General features: G+C 69.6%; 15 protein-coding genes. 4 read left to right on the top strand and 11 right to left on the bottom strand.

Going from position 1 to position 17381, the window contains the following annotated elements; genetic code table 11:
- The first annotated feature begins 258 nt into the window (after positions 1–258).
- A complete protein-coding gene (locus tag F4560_RS10130; protein ID WP_184918934.1) occupies positions 259–1014 on the top strand; it encodes a phosphotransferase family protein in 756 nt (251 codons plus the stop codon).
- A gap of 143 nt (positions 1015–1157) precedes the next feature.
- Here F4560_RS10130 and F4560_RS10125 read toward each other — a convergent pair whose 3' ends face one another.
- Complete coding sequence (locus F4560_RS10125) at positions 1158–2378, bottom strand: SGNH/GDSL hydrolase family protein (RefSeq protein WP_184918933.1); 1221 nt, start codon at positions 2376–2378, stop codon at positions 1158–1160.
- Between the two features lie 274 nt (positions 2379–2652).
- Here F4560_RS10125 and F4560_RS10120 point away from each other — a divergent pair, with 274 nt between their 5' ends.
- A complete protein-coding gene (locus F4560_RS10120; RefSeq protein ID WP_184918931.1) occupies positions 2653–3822 on the top strand; it encodes an endo-1,4-beta-xylanase in 1170 nt (389 codons plus the stop codon).
- Between the two features lie 181 nt (positions 3823–4003).
- On the opposite strand, the gene F4560_RS10115 is transcribed toward F4560_RS10120, so the two are convergent.
- The 4 genes from F4560_RS10115 to F4560_RS10100 all read right to left on the bottom strand — a co-directional run bounded on the left by F4560_RS10115 (position 4004) and on the right by F4560_RS10100 (position 8040).
- Positions 4004–4417: a DUF3995 domain-containing protein gene (locus F4560_RS10115; protein WP_184918929.1), complete on the bottom strand. Its 414-nt coding sequence runs from the start codon at positions 4415–4417 to the stop codon at positions 4004–4006.
- Positions 4418–4670: 253 nt separating this feature from the next.
- Entirely contained in the window at positions 4671–5273 is a 603-nt protein-coding gene (locus tag F4560_RS10110) for a hypothetical protein (RefSeq protein ID WP_184918927.1), read from the bottom strand.
- Complete coding sequence (locus tag F4560_RS10105; RefSeq protein WP_184918926.1) at positions 5270–6892, bottom strand: VWA domain-containing protein; 1623 nt, start codon at positions 6890–6892, stop codon at positions 5270–5272. Before F4560_RS10105 ends, F4560_RS10110 begins: the two co-directional genes overlap by 4 nt.
- Complete coding sequence (locus F4560_RS10100) at positions 6889–8040, bottom strand: toxic anion resistance protein (RefSeq protein ID WP_184918924.1); 1152 nt, start codon at positions 8038–8040, stop codon at positions 6889–6891. The genes F4560_RS10105 and F4560_RS10100 overlap by 4 nt, the downstream gene beginning before the upstream one ends.
- A gap of 173 nt (positions 8041–8213) precedes the next feature.
- On the opposite strand from F4560_RS10100, the gene F4560_RS10095 reads away from it, so the two are divergent.
- Entirely contained in the window at positions 8214–9434 is a 1221-nt protein-coding gene (locus F4560_RS10095) for an RNA-guided endonuclease InsQ/TnpB family protein (protein ID WP_184918922.1), read from the top strand.
- A gap of 41 nt (positions 9435–9475) precedes the next feature.
- Here the strand turns inward: F4560_RS10095 and F4560_RS10090 are convergent, their stop codons facing one another.
- The 3 genes from F4560_RS10090 to wrbA form a co-directional block, all read right to left on the bottom strand.
- Positions 9476–10555, bottom strand: a complete 1080-nt coding sequence (locus F4560_RS10090) for a hypothetical protein (protein WP_184918920.1) — start codon at positions 10553–10555, stop codon at positions 9476–9478.
- A gap of 73 nt (positions 10556–10628) precedes the next feature.
- The gene (locus F4560_RS10085) at positions 10629–11804 is read right to left on the bottom strand and encodes an MFS transporter (protein ID WP_184918918.1); all 1176 of its coding nucleotides are present in this window, start codon (positions 11802–11804) and stop codon (positions 10629–10631) included.
- Between the two features lie 223 nt (positions 11805–12027).
- Entirely contained in the window at positions 12028–12663 is a 636-nt protein-coding gene (gene wrbA / locus F4560_RS10080; protein ID WP_312869004.1) for an NAD(P)H:quinone oxidoreductase, read from the bottom strand.
- Between the two features lie 77 nt (positions 12664–12740).
- Here wrbA and F4560_RS10075 point away from each other — a divergent pair, with 77 nt between their 5' ends.
- On the top strand, positions 12741–13211 hold the full coding sequence (locus F4560_RS10075) for a MarR family winged helix-turn-helix transcriptional regulator (RefSeq protein ID WP_184918916.1): 471 nt from the start codon (positions 12741–12743) through the stop codon (positions 13209–13211).
- Positions 13212–13214: 3 nt separating this feature from the next.
- Here the strand turns inward: F4560_RS10075 and F4560_RS10070 are convergent, their stop codons facing one another.
- From F4560_RS10070 to F4560_RS10060, 3 genes are all read right to left on the bottom strand, one after another.
- Positions 13215–15992, bottom strand: coding sequence for a discoidin domain-containing protein (locus F4560_RS10070; protein ID WP_184918914.1), 2778 nt, complete (start codon positions 15990–15992; stop codon positions 13215–13217).
- Between the two features lie 273 nt (positions 15993–16265).
- The gene (locus tag F4560_RS10065) at positions 16266–16925 is read right to left on the bottom strand and encodes an HAD family hydrolase (protein ID WP_184918912.1); all 660 of its coding nucleotides are present in this window, start codon (positions 16923–16925) and stop codon (positions 16266–16268) included.
- Positions 16922–17380: a pyridoxamine 5'-phosphate oxidase family protein gene (locus tag F4560_RS10060; RefSeq protein WP_184918910.1), complete on the bottom strand. Its 459-nt coding sequence runs from the start codon at positions 17378–17380 to the stop codon at positions 16922–16924. The genes F4560_RS10065 and F4560_RS10060 overlap by 4 nt, the downstream gene beginning before the upstream one ends.
- Position 17381 lies beyond the last annotated feature (1 nt).

The raw sequence follows: 17381 nt of genomic DNA, 5'->3' as shown, positions 1-17381 counted from the left end.
ACGCTTCCTCCTCGTTGAGGATGTCCATGGTGAAGACGACCATGGAAGGGCTGGGAGCGCTCCCAAATCGCACTGTAACCATCCGTGCACAGAATTGGGAAGTGTTGGCGGACAACGACTTCCCATTCGACGCACGTTCGACCGCAATTCGACAAAGACCCTCCCGACACCGCTTTGGGCTCCAGTAGGGGCTTCCTGGCTGAGCGGCGTCCCGCCACCCCGCGAAATCCGGCGACATCGGCGGCCATCCTCGCCAGGATGACCGGTGTGGAAGAGGTTGAAGTCGTCGTTGCCCACAGCCGGCGCGCGACACTGCGCGTCGGCGACGTGTTCCTGAAGGTCGACGGCGACCCGGCGCACGCCGACGTCGAGGTGCGTGCGATGGCCATGGCGCCGATACCGACCCCGGCGATCCTCTGGCGCGAGCCGCCCGTGCTCGCGATCGCCGCCGTGCCCGGCAAGGCGCTCGGCCTCCTCGGCGAACCGTCGTCTGCGTCGCCGTCGGCGTGGGCTGCGGCGGGTGCCGCCATACGGACGCTGCACGATGCGCCGTTGCCGCAGTGGCCGGGGCCCAGCCTCGACGACGTGGCGGCGGAACTCGACATCGAGTGCGCGTGGCTGCTCGCCAACGCCGTTCTGCCCGCCGAGGTGATCCGGCGCAACCGCAAGATCGCCGAGGCCGCGCTCCGGCCGTGGGAACCGGTGTTCATCCACGGCGACCTCCAGATCACCCACGTGTTCGTCGACGGCGACGAGGTCACCGGCGTCATCGACTGGTCCGAGGCAGCCCCCGGCGACGCCATGTTCGACCTCGCCACCTTGACGCTCGGGCACGAGGAACGCCTGGACGACCTGCTTGCCGGGTACGGCGCCGACGCGAACCGGGACGTGATCCGCGCCTGGTGGTCACTGCGCAGCCTGGTGGCGTCTCGCTGGCTGATCGAGCACGGCTTCGATCCGGACGCGCCGGGATGCGAGTTCGACGTGCTCAGATCCCGGATGCGGGAACGCTAGCCCGAGTTTCGGCCTGTTCGCGTAGGCGGCGATGACCAGCCAGGTCCACCGGTCGACCTGCTCATGCGACCGCAGTTGCGGGCGGCCCAGCCCAGGCTCTGCTCGATCATGCGGAAGCTGAGCTGGATGTCGAACTCGTGCCGCTACAACACGGACAGGTCGACCGCCTCGGCCATCGCCCGGTAGCCCGCGTCGTTCGGGTGCAGCCGGTCACCGCTGTCGTACACCGGCAGCAACGCGTCCCGATCCGCCGGGTCCGCCAACGCACGGTCGAAGTCGACCACCGCGTCGAACGCCCCGGACGTGCGGATCCACTCGTTCACCTCGTCCCGCACCGCCTCACCCGCGTCGGTGTAGTACCCGGCCCCCTTGAACGGCAGCAGCGTGCCGCCCACGATCCGCACACCCGCCGCACGCGCCATGCCGATCAACTCCCGGTACCCGGCGATCAACTGGGCAGCCGCCACCTCCGGGTTCGGCGTGGTGCACTCGTGCGCGAAGTGCGGGAACCCGATGTCGTTGATGCCCTCCAACAACAGCACCGTGCGCACGTCCGCCTGCCCCAACGCGTCCCGCTCGAACCGGGCCGGCGCCTTCTCGCCGAAGCACGGCGAGTCGTTCAGCACCCGGTTCCCGCCGATACCCGCGTTCACCACGCCCAGCCGCCCACCGAGCCGTTCCGCCAACTCGTCCGGGTAACGGTTGTCAGCGTCCACAGTGGACGCCGCACCGTCGGTGATCGAATCGCCGAACGCCACCACGACCTCACGCCGGGGCGAGAAGTCGACCACCTCCACCGCGCTGAGGTAGAACCACGACGACGACGTCTCGGTGAACGCGTCCGCCGCCACGTCCGCCCGGTGGTCCCCGGACGCACGCCAACTCGTCGCACTGGCCAACCCGTGGCCCGTCGCCGGACCGGTCGGCTCGGCCAGGTACAGCGTCACGGTCACCCGGCTCAACGGCGACACCCACAACGCCGCCGGATCACCGACCACCTCACCGCCGACCGGCACCGTCACCGACCGCCGGCCCTCGAACGTCACGTGCCGAACGGTGCTCGGCCGCACGGCCGCCCCACCCTCCGCACGCGCGACCGTCGCACCCGTCACCACCAGCGGCGACGTGCCGTACGCGTTGGACAGCCTGATGCGCACCGCCGCGCCGCCCTCGCTGATCCGGACGACCTGGCGGACGGTGTGGTCGTCGAACCCGACCGTGCCCCAACCCGGCCCGAACACGTCCGTCGGCGCGTGCGGCGAGGCCGCCCACGTCGCACCCCACCCCAGGCCCGATGCCGTCGCCGTGCCCGGAACCAGCGCGATCCCCAGCACCGCGACCAGCAGTGCCGCCAGCTTCCTCATGTCCGCAGACCCCCGAGTGATGTAGTTCGATCAACGGGTTCCACCGTAGTCGAACACACGTTCCCCAGGTGGGTGAACTAGTGACACGTATGGGCGTATGCATGCCACAGAACGGACCAACGCGGACCCGACGTCGACGGATCGAGACACAGCGTGGACAGGTCTTGACGATCGCGCGGCAATCGACTTAGTGTCCGGCATCTCGAAAATTACTGGGTCAATCTCGAAACTTTCGAAAGCCGCCGTCGCAGTCGTCCGAGAAAGCGAAGTCCCCATGAAGTCGATCCGCCTCGCCACCGCCGCGCTTGCCGCGATCGCGTTGACGTCACCGCTGGCACTGGTGGCAGCCGCAGCCGAAGTACCCACCAGCGGCGACCTGTCGGCAGGGCACGCCAAGAAGGACACCCTCCGCTGGGTCGCGCCCAAGGGGTTCTACATCGGCACCGCCGCAGCCGGCGGCGGCCACCACGAGTCGCAGCCCTACCCCGACCCGTTCACCAAGGACCTCGAATACCGCAAGGTGCTCGCGGCCGAGTTCAGCTCGGTGGCCGCCGAGAACCAGATGAAGTGGGAGTACATCCACCCGGAGCAGGGCCGCTACAACTTCGGCATGGCCGACGCCATCGTCGACTTCGCCCGGAAGAACAACCAGGCGGTCCGCGGGCACACCCTGTTGTGGCACAGCCAGAACCCGCAGTGGGTGGAGCAGGGCGACTTCACGCCCGACGAGCTGCGCGAGATCCTGCGTGAGCACATCACCACGGTCGTGAGCCGCTACAAGGGCGACATCCAGCAGTGGGACGTGGCCAACGAGATCTTCGACGACTCGGGCCGGCTGCGGACCACCGACAACATCTGGATCCGCGAGCTCGGCCCCGGCATCGTCGCGGACGCGTTCCGCTGGGCGCACGAGGCCGACCCCAAGGCGAAGCTGTTCTTCAACGACTACAACGTCGAGGGCGTCAACCCCAAGAGCAACGCCTACTACACGCTGATCCAGGACCTGCTCGCGCAGGACGTGCCGGTGCACGGGTTCTCCGCCCAGTCGCACCTCAGCACCCGGTACGGCTTCCCCGGTGACCTGGAGACGAACCTGAACCGGTTCGCCGACCTCGGCCTCGAGACCGCCATCACCGAGCTGGACGTGCGGATGGACCTGCCCGCTGACGGCGTGCCCACCGCCGAGATGCTGGCGAAGCAGGCCGACTACTACCAGCGGACGCTGTCGGCGTGCCTCAACGTGGAGGGCTGCAACTCCTTCACGATCTGGGGCTTCACCGACAAGTACTCCTGGGTGCCGGTGTTCTTCTCCGGCCAGGGTGCGGCGACCGTGATGTGGAACGACTTCTCCCGCAAGCCCGCGTACCACGCTCTCCAGTGCACGCTGGCCAAGGAAGCCGTCGAGCGCGGCGAGAAGCACCCGCACCTGCCGAAGTGCGCGTAGTCGATCCGATCGTGCACAGCTGATCGTGCACAGCCAGTCGTCGGCCCCCGTCTGAGCCTTTGTGCTGAGGCGGGGGCCGATCCCATTCCGGGCGACCACCCGTGATGGTTGAGTTTAGTCAACACTGAAGCGATAGTGATTGTCGCCCCAGTGGTCCACGCGTCCCGATCGGGTGAGACCGTCAGGCGAACGCGATCACGGCGCAGGACACCGCCAACGCCAGGCACAAAGGCGAGTAGACGCGCAGGTCCAAGCGGGCGAAGTCGGTCGACCGCCGTGACGACACGACCAACCCGCCCGCACCGCGCAGCAGGAACACCGCCGCCAAACCCGCCGTGCCGACCACCGTCAACCACGACGGACCCGGGACGCCGACCAGACCCGCCCGTCCCACAACGAGGTAGGCGGCCAGCCCGAGCAGCACGGCCACGGCGGCCGTGAGAGCGGGTGGCGGCAGCTTGTCCACCGACACGTCGGCCCCCTTCCGGCCGAACTCCTCCCATGACCGCCACGGCCACGGCGAGAAGATCCACAGCACGTGAATCGCACTCACCAGCACCAACACACCTGCCGTGAGCAGAGCCAACGCCGTCATCCGACACCTCCGTACGCGACCGTATGGTCGATCGTCCGGACGCTATCCCACGGAAACTGAGGACTCGTGACGCACGCCACGCGCAGTCGGGAACACCGGACGGCCCCGAGCCGTTGGAAGCTTCGGTCGGTGCGGTCCGTGTCCCCGGGCCTCACCTAGCGCCGTCGCGGAATACCGTCTTGTCAGGCTGGAGCCGCGTCGAGCCACTCGCCGAGAGGCGACCGCCGCGCCGACCCCTTAACTCCCCCTGCGGTCAGAAAGGCTCGCCCGCGTCCCGCTCCCGCAAGTACCGCGTGTGGTCGGCCTGCTGGTTCACGTCCGCCGCGTACACGCGCTCGGCCAGCCGGTGCGCCTCGGCCTCCAGCAGCCCCAGCTGGGTCGTCAGCTCGTCACCGGGGCTCGGCTCCCCACCCGCGCGTTGCTTCACCGCGAACCACCACGGCAGGTTCAGGTACGTCTGCACGGACAACGGCAAATCGGTGCGCGCCAAGCGGACCACGGTGTGCCGCAGGTCCGGGTTGGCGGCCAACGCGTCGGGTCGGCCGAGGAGGTCGCCGAGCACCCCCGCGATCCGACCCACCGCCGCCACCGCGGACGGAGGCACCCGGGACGCCTGCGTGCCGACCTCGCGCACCAGGGAGTCGAGTTCCGAGCGGAGCTGCCCGGCCTCGGTGACGGCGTCCACCGGCACCAGCCGGACCTTCTCCGACGGCGCCAGCAACGCACCCACCGCGTACAGCCCGGCCACCACCACCGGCCACAGCCCGCCGACCACACCCGTCAGGTGCAGCAGCACGCCGACGAGACCGCCGACGCAGCCGACGAGGTTCTTGGTCGAGCCCAGGTAACGGATCATTGGTAGCCGCGGATCTCCTGGAACACCTTGCCTAGTTCACCGTTGCGCGCGTCGAACACCTTGCCACCGGTCATGGCTGCGACGATGCCCAACTCCGCGCTGCTGCCCTCGCCGAACAACACGGTGAACACCGGCACCTGCCGCACCGACTCGGGCACCGAGCGGTACGACGCCTGGAACTCGGCCAGGCCCGAGCCGTTCGAGTTCTCGCCGTCGGTCATCAGCACGATCGACGTGAACCGGTCCGGGTCGGCCGCGACCAGCGGTCCCATCACCTCGTACGCCCGGGACAGGCTGTCGTAGATGGCCGTGCCGCCGCCTTCACGCAGCCCTTCCGCGAACGCCTTGATCTCCGCCAGCCCGGCCCGCGGATCACCCTCGGGAATGGTGAACGTGCGCGGCGCGCCGGGAGCCGTGTTGAACGGCAGCATGGTCACCTCTTCCCGGCTGCGGAACTGGCGGAAGCGGCCGGTGAGCGAGTCGTCCGCACCGGTCAGGCGGACCAGCGCGGACCGCAGTGACTCGATCCGGTCCCCCGCCATCGAACCCGACGTGTCCAGCACGTACAGCGTGCGCGACGGCCGCCGGATCTGGTTGAAGTAGGCCGAGAGCAGGGCGTCCACCGAGTCGCGCGCGGCCGGGAACGGCAGCTCGACCAGGTCGCGCACCGCGAACGCGGACGCCAGCTCGACACCCGGCACCACCGGCCGCCGGTGCGTGGTCTCCATGATCTTGCGCTGGACGTCCGCCGTGCGCAGGTGGTCACTGAGCCGCTGGTGGGCGTCACGCGCGTCGTCACCGGCGTCCGTGAGCAGCGTCAACGGGTAGTCCGCGGTGACCACGCCGTCGCTCGGGTAGACCACGGTGAGCGGTTCGGGCAGGTTCCCGGCCGCGTTCATGGACAGCAGCACGGACTCGTAGTTGATCAGCCCGTCCACCTGCGCGCCCGGGTCCTGCCCGGTGGCCCGGCGCTGGTAGGCCTCGGACAGCCAGCCCGACGACCCGGCGGACAGCGCCTGCGCGCCGAAGAAGCTCTTGAGCTGCGGCGTCACCGCGGTGATCTGGCCCGCGTCCACGGCGTTGCCCGCGCCGGCCAACGCGGACGCCACTCCCACCAGCGCGGAGAAGCCGGAGTTCGACGCGGACGGGTCGGTCATGCCGTAGCTGAACGCCTTGCGCCCGGCCTGCTCGGCGATCTCGCCCCAGCCGACCCGCTTGTCCGCCCACCCCAACCGCTTCGCCGACGACGTCGACAGGCCGAGCACCACCGGCGAACTCATGATCTTGACCTGGTTGCCGAGCCGTTTCGCGGCGTCCGGGATGCCCGCCGGGTAGCGGTTGGAGGAGAACCAGACGGCGTCGTACTTGCCGTCCACCTCTCCGTTCGCCAACGCCTCGGCGCCTTCGAGCGTGCCGGTGAACGTGAACTTCACCTTGATGCCGGTGGCCTTGGCGGCCTCGTCCAGCACCGGCTGCATGTCCGTCAACTCGCTGCCCGCGAGCACCCGCAGCACACCCGGTTCCGCCGGACCGACCGGCGCGGCCGGATCCGGTTCGTCGGTGCACCCGGTCAGCAGCGTGGCGAGCACGAGCCCGGTCACCACGAGCGCAGTCCTCATCGGTCCCCCTCGGCCGCCGTCGCGTCGTGCGAGCGGCGCAGATGCTCTTCGGCGCGGCGGATCTCCCCCGACAGCGACTCGACGGTCACCGCCATCGTGCGCACCGCGTCCGCCCGGTACCCGTCGACCGCGTCGATCGCCGCGTAGATCCGGTCGAACGACGCGCGGATCGTCTCGACCGCGACGGCCGGGTCGCTGCTCGCACGGCGGATCTCCGCGCTCTGCAAGTCCAGCAGGTCGCTGTTGGCCCGGATCAGGCCGTCCGTGGTGGCCTGCAACGCGGCGACCTCGTCCAGCACGTCCCGCTGGCTCGCCAGGGCGCCGCTGACCAGCAGCGCGATCCGCAACGCGGCCACGGTGGTCGTCACCGCGCGTTCGACGCCACGGATCAGCTCGTCGTTGGTGCGGCGCACCAGGTCCAGCGCCAGGTAGCCCTGCGCGCTCACCGCGAGCTGGGTCAGCAGGTCCTGGTGGCGTTGCCGGATCGGGTGCAGCACGTCCGCGCGCAACGCCCGTGCCTTCGCCGGATCGGTCAGGTCGAACACGTCGGCCTGACGGTCGATCGCCGCGTCCACCGCCTCGGCGAACGCGGCGGCCTCGGACAGCTTGCCCATGGCCCGCCACAACCGCTCCCGCTCGCCCTTGATGGCGGCGTTGTCCCGGCGCAGCACGTCCTGGCGGTCGCGCAGGTCGACCACCAGCGCGTTCACCGGCTCACCGGCCGCGCGGTAGCGGTCGAGGGCCTTCTTCGCGGCGTTCCCGGCGGGGAAGACCTTCAGCAGCTTGCGGCCGGTGATCGGCAGTTTGGCCGGGTCCAGTTCGCCGACCGTGCGGCGCAGGTCGGACAGGGAGGTGGTGACCTGGACCTGCGGCGAGTTGTCACGCATGGCGCGGGCCGAGCGGTCCAGCATCGCGCCCGCCACACCCGCCGCGGCACGCATGTCCGCCTCGCCGACCGCGAGCACGTCGTCCAGCACGGCGGTGAACTCCGGTGACCGGGCGTCCAGCGCTTGCAGGCGTTCGGCGAACTGCCCGGCCCGCCGGTCGACGTCATCGCGCACGTCGTCGCCGAGCGCGATCAGCCCGGCCGCGCGTTCCACCGGGATCGGCGTCACCGGCTCCGGCGCGGTGAGGGTGAAGTCGTCCATCACAGTTCGGCGAGGGGCCCCGTCGCCAGAGCTGCGGGGTGAATCGCCGCTGTGGGGCCGGACCAGTCGTTCTTGGCTGTACCGGGCATCCTCGCCACCTCCCCTCGGTAAGCAGACATGTCGTGTGTGTAAGGATCGAGTGGCTTTGACCGGGGTGGAAGGAGGGTGTGTTTGTGAAGCGCGCCTACAAGTTCCTCCTCCGTCCCACCGCCAAGCAGGTGCAGGCGCTGTCGGAGATGCTTCGGGACCACTGTTCGCTCTACAACGGGGCGTTGCAGGAACGACGCGACGCCTACCGCCACCCGTCGGTAACCACCGTGCGGTACGGGGATCAGTCCGCACAGTTGAAGGAGATCCGGGCGTTCGACCCCGAACGTCAAGGCCGGTGGTCGTGCTCGTCGCAGCAGGCCACCCTGCGGAGGCTGGACAAGGCGATGCGAGCGTTCTTCCGCCGCGTCAAGGCGGGTCGGACGCCGGGTTACCCGCGTTTCAAGGGTGTCGGGCACTTCGACACCGTGGAGTTCCCCAAGGACGGGGACGGCTGCCGCTGGGACTCCGCCCCTCACTATCGTCAGACCCGCGTCCGGTTGCAGGGCGTCGGACACATCCGGGTCCACCGGCACCGGCCCGTGCACGGTCGGGTCAAGACGGTCAGCGTCAAGCGCGAGGGCAAGCGCTGGTACGTCATCCTGGCCTGCGACGACGTGCCGGATGCACGACTCCCGGCAACCGGATCGCTCGTCGGCATCGACATGGGCACGGTGCACTTCTTCACCGACTCCAACGGGAACCACGAGGAGAACCCGCGATTCCTGAAGGCGATGGCCGACGTACTGGCCGCCGCTCAGCGTGTACTGGACGCCTTCCCCAAACGCATCCGACGTCGCACCAGGAAACACCGGGCCGCAGCGCGAAAAGTCGCCCGGCTTCATTCGAAGATCCAGCGCCGCCGCCTGGACCACCACCACAAGGCGGCGAACGCCGTGATCGCCAAGCACGACGTGATCGGGCACGAGAAGCTGAATACGGCGGGCATGACGCGAGCGCCCGCACCCAAGTCCGATCCGGACAACGCGGGCTCGTTCCTTCCGAACGGGGCTGCCGCGAAGGCCGGGTTGAACCGCGGCATCCTGGACGCGGGTTGGGGGCTGTTCTTCCGAATCCTGGCGAACAAGGCTGAGAGCGCCGGTCGCCGAGTGATCGCGGTGGACGCCCGCAACACCTCCCGCACGTGCCCGCCTTCCGCCGGAGGATGCGGACACGTAAGCGCGGAGAACCGCACCACCCAAGCCAAGTTCGAGTGCGTCAAGTGCGGATTCCGAGAGAACGCGGACCGCGTCGGCGCGCTGAACGTTCTGCACAGGGCCGGGCTGGCCCTCTGCGCGGGGGCCTAGCCACCGACGCAGGAAGCCCGCGTCTGCAGGCGTGGGCGGAGTCACCACTTCCCGACCGCGTCGAGCAGGCGTTCCAGCGTCTCGAAGGACGGCGGCTCGACCGCGTCCACCAGGTCGGCGGGCGCCTTGTCCCCCACCACTTCGGCGAACAGCCGCGGGTCGCTCGTGCGGAAGCCGAAGGTGGCGGCGAGCTTGCCCAGTTCGGGATCGGTGGTCAGCAGCTTGCCGACCTGGTCGCCCTTGTCCGACAACGGGACCAGCGTGTGCTTCGAGTAGACCGTCGGGGCGAGGTAGAGCAGGCGCATGTCCGGGCGGATCGAGCCGTCGGCGCGCACCACGCGATCGAGGTACTGGGACTCGTAGATCAGCGCCAGCGGCGTCTTGCCCATGCCGGCCGCGAGGTAGTCCTCGAAGGGGCCCTCGGTGCTGTTCTGCGTGTAGCCCTGGTCGCGGAACAGCCGGGCGACGTCGGGCAGGACCGCCGCCTCCTGCTCCGGCGTGCCGACCACGGTGTTGCCGTTGGCCACGAACGACGCGATCGACAGGTACATCGCGGCGGAGTTCGACTCGGCCGGGTTCGTCGTGGTGATGAGGACGTTCTTCCGGGCCGGGTAGGCGGTGTTGCCGGGCAGCTGGTCCCAGCGCGTGCCGGCCTTGGTCAGCTCCAGGTACTTGGCCACGTCGAGCACCAGGTAGTCGCCCGGACCCTTGGCCACCACACCGGCCGCTTGGAGCAGCTGGACGATCGGCTCGAACGTGGCCACGGCCATCGGCGACTGGAACGGCGTGTGCGCGGCGGTCGTCTTGCGGTCGCGCTGGATCTTCTGCGCGGCGGGCGAGGACGACGGGAACGCGAACTCGTACTTGCCGAGGTCGACGGAGGTGGCGATCTGCCGCGAGCCGGCCGTGTCCACCTCTACCTTCAGACCTTGCTTGGCGAACGCGTCGACCACGCGTTGATCGCTGAAGAAGGCCAGCTTCTCCGACCCGATGACGCCGCGCACGACGGTCAGGTCGCCCGCTTCGCCGCCCTCGGCGTCGTCCGAACGACCCCACACGACCACCGCGACGACGGCGGCCAACAACACCACGGCCAAGCCGATGGACAACCGGCGTTTCACTGGACCCGCTCACCCCCGTGTTCCCCGCTGATCATCTCTCCCGTTCCCCTTGTATGACGCGGGGAACGGCGAATCAGCGGGCGAACGATTGGTGAACGGAAGGCGTCGATCTGGCCGCGTAGACCGCGCTGAGCAACGTGATCGCACACGCGGTGTAAGCGGCCGTGCGCGGTGACGTGGTCTCGGCCAGAGCAGGGCCGGCCAGCGCGCCGACGAACGTCGCCACCGCCTCCCCCGTGAACATCACCGCGCTGATCCGTCCCAGCACGTCGGTGGGTGTCACCCGTTGCACGGCGGTCTGCGTGACGACCAGGACCGCGGACCCGGCCAACCCGATGAGAACTGCGGCCGGCACGGCGGAAGTCATCGACCGTGAGCTGAACAGCAGCACGAAACCCACGGCCGTGGCGACGAGTGCGGCGGCCAGCAGGGGTCCGGTGCGCAGCCTGTCGACCAGGAGCCGGGTCAGGGGCGCACCGAGCAGGAACCCAACGCCCAGTCCGGACATCACCAGCCCGACCGGCCCGATGCCGCCCAGGGTCGTCATGCCGAACGGGACCAGCAACGCGCTGAGCGAGGCGTTCGCCGCCAGGAAGACGCTGCTGACGACCAGGAGTGACGAGGCCGTCCGTTCCTTCTTCAGGAACGCCAGCCCTTCCGCCAACTCCTTGCCCACGCCCCGCGCTGTGGTCGTGGTGGCTCGCTTGGACATCAACGCGATCAGGCCGACCGAGACCAGGTAGCTCGCCATGTCGATCAGCACCAGCGCTTCGAACCCGACCAGGCCGAGCAACGCGACGCCCAGTGGCGCGCCGGCGAGCCGGGCCACACCGTCCGTGATCGAGTTCAGCGCGTTGGCCCCGCTCAACGCCGTGCCGGTGCCGACGACAACCGGCGTGTGCGCTTGGGCGGCCGGTCGGAACACCACCGTTCCGGTGCTCTCGACGACCAACGCGACGTAGACCAGCCAGAGGTCGCCGGGGTCACGGGCGAGCAGCAGCAGTGCGAGGGCGGCGGCACGCAGCACGTCGGCCGCCATCATCACCCGCCGCCGGTCCCACCGGTCGACCACCACCCCGGCGAACGGCCCGAGCAGCACCGGCGGCAGGAACTCCGCCGCCAACGCCAATCCGGCCGCCATGTACGAGCCGGTGAGCAGGTAGACGTGCGCCGGCACCGCCACGACGAGCAGCCAAGTGCCGAACACACTGATCGTCCGCGCCGCCCACAGCAGCCTGAAATCCCCCACCCGTAACGCCGTCAGCACCCGTCCGCCCCCCTGGTTGACTACCGCCAGCGTGCAGGGACAGGGGTCCGGAGGGCGACCCGGCGAGGAGATCGTTATCAGCGTCGAGCACGAGGGCGCGCACGGCGAGTGGATGGTGTGGCTGGACAAGAAGTGAACGAGGCGCGGTGCGTCGCGCACCGCGCCCCACGCACGTCCGAAAGCCGGATGCGCGCCTCGACGATCGTCAGGCGGCGGCGATCGCGCGGGCGAAGCGGACGACTCGCTCAGCCTGCACACGGGCCGCGGCGCGCACGGTGTCGTCCACAGCGATCGAGCCACCCCCGTCGTGGTGCGAGGTGCCGTACGGGTTGCCGTCGGCGAACTTGTCCGGATGCGTGTAGCCGGGCGCGACCACGATGCCGCCGAAGTGGTGGAACGTGTTGGCCAACGCCAGCAGCGTCGACTCGTGGCCGCCGTGCAGCGTCGCCGTGGACGTGAACCCGCTGTAGACCTTGTCCGCCAGCAGCCCCTGCTGCCACGCGCCACCCAGTGTGTCGAGGAACTGCTTGAGCTGCGACGACACGTTGCCGAACCGGGTCGGCGTGCCCATGATCACGGCGTCCGCCCAGATCAGGTCGTCGGCGACGGCCACCGCGACGTCGGCGGCCGAAGCGGCGTGGGCCGCCCAGGCCGGGTTGGCGTCGATCGCGGACTGCGGCGCGAGTTCGGCGACCTTGCGCAACCGGACCTCGGCGCCGGCCTTCTCCGCCGTGTCGGCCATCTCCTGCGCGATGTGGGCGATGTTCCCGGTTGACGAGTAGTAGACGATCGCGACTTTGACGGGACTGTCCACGGTGGACTCCTCCTGCTGCTTGATCACGCTCAAGACGTTATAGTCATAGCCTGTGATAGTCAAATATGGTGACTATCACCTTGGGTGACCGAAGGAGCGGCGCGATGCGTCGAGGCGAACGCAAACTGACCCACCCCGACCTGGGCGTGCTCACCAGCCGACTGCTGTTGGCCGTGCAGGAGGAGCTGTTCGACACGCTGGCCCGCCAGGGGTTCCCGGACCTCCGCCCCCTGCACGGCGCCGTGCTCGCCTACCTGGACCCCGAAGGCACCCGCGCCACCGACATCGCGCGGCGCTCCGGCCAGCACAAACAGGTCGTCGGCAAGGTGCTGGACGAGCTGGAGGCGCTCGGCTACGTCACCCGCCACCCCGACCCGTGCGACCGTCGCGCGAAGCTCGTCATGCCCACCGAACGCGGGCTCGACCAGATGGTCCAGGCCGACGCGATCATGGCCGCCATCGAACAGCGCAACGCCGAACGCGTCGGCTGCGACGGGTTCGGCGAGTTCAAACGGCTGTTCGGGCGGATCACGGAGAACCAGCGGGCGTGGCGGGGCGATCTCCCGTCGGAGTGAGGGTCAGCCCGCGTACGCCTCCAACTCGGCCAGCTGAGCGGCCGGCCACCCCGTGTTGCCGGTGAACGTCAACCGCAGGTAGCGGTGGTTCGCCGACACCGGGATGGTCACCTGGTTGCCCGACGCCGGATCGAACCGGTACCCGGCCGACGCCACAACCTGGCTGTAGGCATTGCCGTCCGTACTGCCGGACACGCTCAACGTCTGCGTGCGCGCGGCCCACGCCGCCGCCGGCGGGAGCTTCAGCACGATCCGGTTCACCGCGATCCCCCGGCCCAGATCCACCGTGAGCGACTGCGGGAACGCGTTGTTCGGGCTCTCCCAGTAGGTGTTCACGTCACCGTCCACCGCGTTCGACGCCGGGAAACCGCCGTTGGCCGAGGCCTGGACCGGCTTGCCCCGCGCCACGTTCCCGGTCGGTGGAGGACTGGTGGTGGTCGTAGTCGTGGTCGTCGCAGGGCCGCTGTACGCCTCCAGCTCGGCCAACTGACCGGCGGGCCACCCGGTGTTGCCGGTGAACGTCAACCGCAGGTGGCGGTGGCTCCCTGACACCGGGATGGTCACCTGGTTGCCCGACGCCGGATCGAACCGGTACCCGGCGGACGCGACCACCTGGCTGTAGGCGTTGCCGTCCGTGCTGCCGGACACGCTCAAGGTCTGCGTGCGCGCCTCCCACGCGGCAGGCGGCGGCAGCTTCAGGACCAGTCGGCCGACGCTCTCCGACCGTCCCAAGTCGACGGTCAGGGACTGCGGGAACTGGCTGTTCGCGCTCTCCCAGTACGTGTTCGCGTCACCGTCCACCGCACTGGAGGCCGGGAACCCGCCGTTCGCGCTGGACGCCGTGGCCGCCTTGCCCCGGGCCAGGTTGCCGCCGGGAGGAACCGTCGTAGTGGTGGTCGTCGTGGTCGTTGTGGTGGTGGTTGTGGTGCTGGTCGGCGGGTTGGTCGGGTCGCCGTAGATCGGGTCCGGCCACGGGCCGCAGTACGACGGACCGTCCCAGCCGGAGTTGCCCGCGCCCTTGGTGATCTGGAACCCGTTCTCCCCCAGGCAGCTGTAGATCCCGGCGCGACCGAGTCCGGTGGCGGTGACGTTGGTGAACGACGCCGCTCCCGGCGACTGGAGCTGGATGCCGAACGTGCCCGCGCCGTTGATCCGCACGCCGTTGAAGTGGACGTTCGTGATAGTGCCGCTGATGAACTGGATCGCCTCGTAGTTGCTGTCGATCAGATCGGTGTCGGTGACGTCGATCCGGCCGTTCATCGCGCCGTCGCGGGCGTCGAACCACAGCGCGCCCACGCCGAACTGCCAGTTGGAGTCGAGCACACCGGCGCGCAGGGTGGTGTTGCGGGACAACGTGGTCGTGCCGGCGAGCGGGACGGACGAGAACCGGTTGCCGACGTGGATGCCGCCGCCCTGGTCCTGCGTGTCGGCCACGACGTTCTCGGTGGCGATGTTGTCCCGGCCGCCGTAGATCGCGATGCCGTTGGCCTTCATCGGCACGACGACGGTGTTGCGGCGGATCGTGTTGCTGTGGTCGGCCTGGTGCTCCGACCAGAACGCGATGCCGTCGTCGCTGATGTTGCGGAACAGGTTGTGCTCGATCAGCACGTTGCTGATGCCGCGGTGCAGGTTCATGCCGTCGGCGAGCTGGTCCACCACCTTGTTGTCGCGGATGGTGAGTCCGTCGAACGGGCCGTCCAGCCACAGGCCGACCTTGGTGTGCTGGAGGAACATACCGGAGATCACCGAACCGCCGCCCAACGCGCCGCCGATGGCGTTGGTCTGGTCGCAGTCGACCCGGTTCGAGACCTCGCCGATGATCGCGAAGTCGTGCAGGCCGACGCGGGTGCTCACGCCGGAGTTGCCGCCCTGGCCGCAACTCGACGGCTCGCCGAGGCCGTAGAAGCCGACCCGGTCGCCGGCGACCACGCTGTGCCAGTGGCCCGCGCCGCGGACGGTCACCTGGTCCACGGTGATGTGCTTGGTGACGGTGAACCGGCCGGCCGGGATCCACACTTCGCGGCCGGACGCCCTGGCGGCGGCGATCGCGGCGTCGAAGGCGGCGTTGTCGTTCGTGCCGTCGTTCGGGGTGGCGCCGTGGTCGGTGACGGAGACCGAGTTCGCGGGGCGGGTGGCGGCGGGCGCGACGAGTTCGAAATCGGCCAGGTCGATCGTGTAGGACGGCGCGGTGTCGCCGGCGTCGACCTGGAGCTTCACCTTGGCGCCGGCGGGGAGCGTGCCGGGGAACAGGGCACGGGTGGAGTCGTAGAGGTGGTGCGGCTTGCCCTGGTTCGGATCGTTCGCGTACGGGTAGCCGCCGTAGCGCCAGGCGTACTTCGAGGTGAGCGTGAGGCTGCCGGTCTTCGTTCCGTTGAGGTACAAGGAGAGCGGCGCGGTGATGCCCGCGCCGCCGTTGCCGTCGGGGACGCTGTAGCGGAGGTCGATCGAGTTGGCCGGTTCGGTGAGGGTGAACTCGACGTACTTGCCCTGGCCGGACAGCGTGACGGCTTGGCGGCCGGACGCCTCGCCCTCCAGCGTGCCCTGGCGGCGGCCGGGGCCGATCTTCGTGCCGTTGGTGGCGGCGGATTCGGCTTCGTGCTCGACGAAGGGCACGTCGGCGCCCCGGCCGGGGATGTCGAACGGCGAGATGGCGGCTGCCGCGGCTACTTGAGCGGACACCTCGCCCGGTGCGGCGGCGACGGCCAGCGCGGTTACCAGGGAGGTGGCCACCGCCGCCGCGCCGAGCGCCAACGGGCGCCGGTGGGTGGGGTCGACTCGCATGGGTTCAGCCCTTCGTTGGACGGGACCTCGTACTGCGGGCAGGGAATGTCGCAGGGTGTGGCGTGGCGCACACCTTAAGCAGCCCGATCGAGTCGACGCAAGATGTCTACGAAACTCCGCAAAATCACGACTAGCCCGAATGTCTGGTGTGTGCAGCGGTTTCAGCCGTTCGACATCGCGCCTGTACAGGGCGTTCACGGTCGGTGCGGTGCGCCGCTGATCACTGTGCTTGCAGATGACTTACAGAAACTTGCGTTCACTTACGCTGACCGTTCAGCGGCGTTCGAGGAGCGCCTGGATCGCCAGGTGGGTGTCGGACGCGACGCGGTCAGGCGGCGTCAGATCGGCGGGCCACGGTCGGCCGTGGCTGATCCAGAACGTCGCCAGCCCGGCCCGGCGACCGCCGTCGACGTCGAGTTCCGCGCTGTCGCCCACCATCCAGCCGTCGATGCGGCCGTCCTCGATCGGTCGGCCACAACGCCGCGCGGCCGACCGGAAGATCGCCGGGTCCGGCTTGCGCACGCCTACCTCGGCGGAAACGCACCAGCCGTCGACGTGGTCGGCCAGGCCGGTGCGCCGCAGCTTGGCGACCTGGTTGTCCGGCTGACCGTTCGTCACCACGCCGAGCCGCCAGCCGGCCGCGCGCAGCCCCACCAGCCCGTCCAGCACGAACGGGCGCAGCGCGACCAGCTCGGGAATCCGCGACCGGTAACGGCCCCACAGCCGGTCGACCGGATCGGTGAGGCCGAAGTGCGCGCGGATCTCGGCGAACAGCCGGTCCTTGGGGCCGGTCGCACGGCGGTTCGCGGCCACAAGCCAGGACACCGCATGGGACGGGAGATCGTGGTCCCCGACGAACTCCACCGCCCAACGACCGAAGGCCCCGGCCAAGTCGACCAGGGTGTCGTCGAGGTCGAACAGAACGAGCCTCAATAAGTGCCGCTCAACTTGCGGTGGTCCCACGACACCACCGAGGTCGGCGCGAACCGCAGCCCGACCCGCTTCACCGCTTGCGCCGCGACCAGCGCATCGACTTCCGGCCCGCTGTGCCCGGAGTACCGCGCCGCCACCGCCGCGCCGATCCGTGCCACCTCGGCCGGCTCCTCCACCAGCCGCACGTCGCACTCCATGGTCACGCCGCGCAGCCGGTCGTAGGTCTCCCCCGCCTCCAGCTGCACCGTGGCCTCCGGCTCGCGCCGCAGGTTCGCCACCTTCTGCGACGCCCGGTACGTCCAGCCGACCAGCTCGCCGTCCTCCAGCACGAACCACAGCGGCACGAGGTGCGGCCTGCCGTTCGGGCCGATCGTGGCCACCGTGACCACGCGCTGCTCCTCAAGGAACGCGCGCACCTCGTCCGTTGTCATCGTGATCAGTGCCCGGCGCGACATG

It is taken from the genome of Saccharothrix ecbatanensis (genome assembly GCF_014205015.1).
GTDB classification, from domain to species: domain Bacteria; phylum Actinomycetota; class Actinomycetes; order Mycobacteriales; family Pseudonocardiaceae; genus Actinosynnema; species Actinosynnema ecbatanense.
Note: the sequence above shows the minus strand (reverse complement) of the source record. Positions and strands in the feature narration are given on the sequence as shown.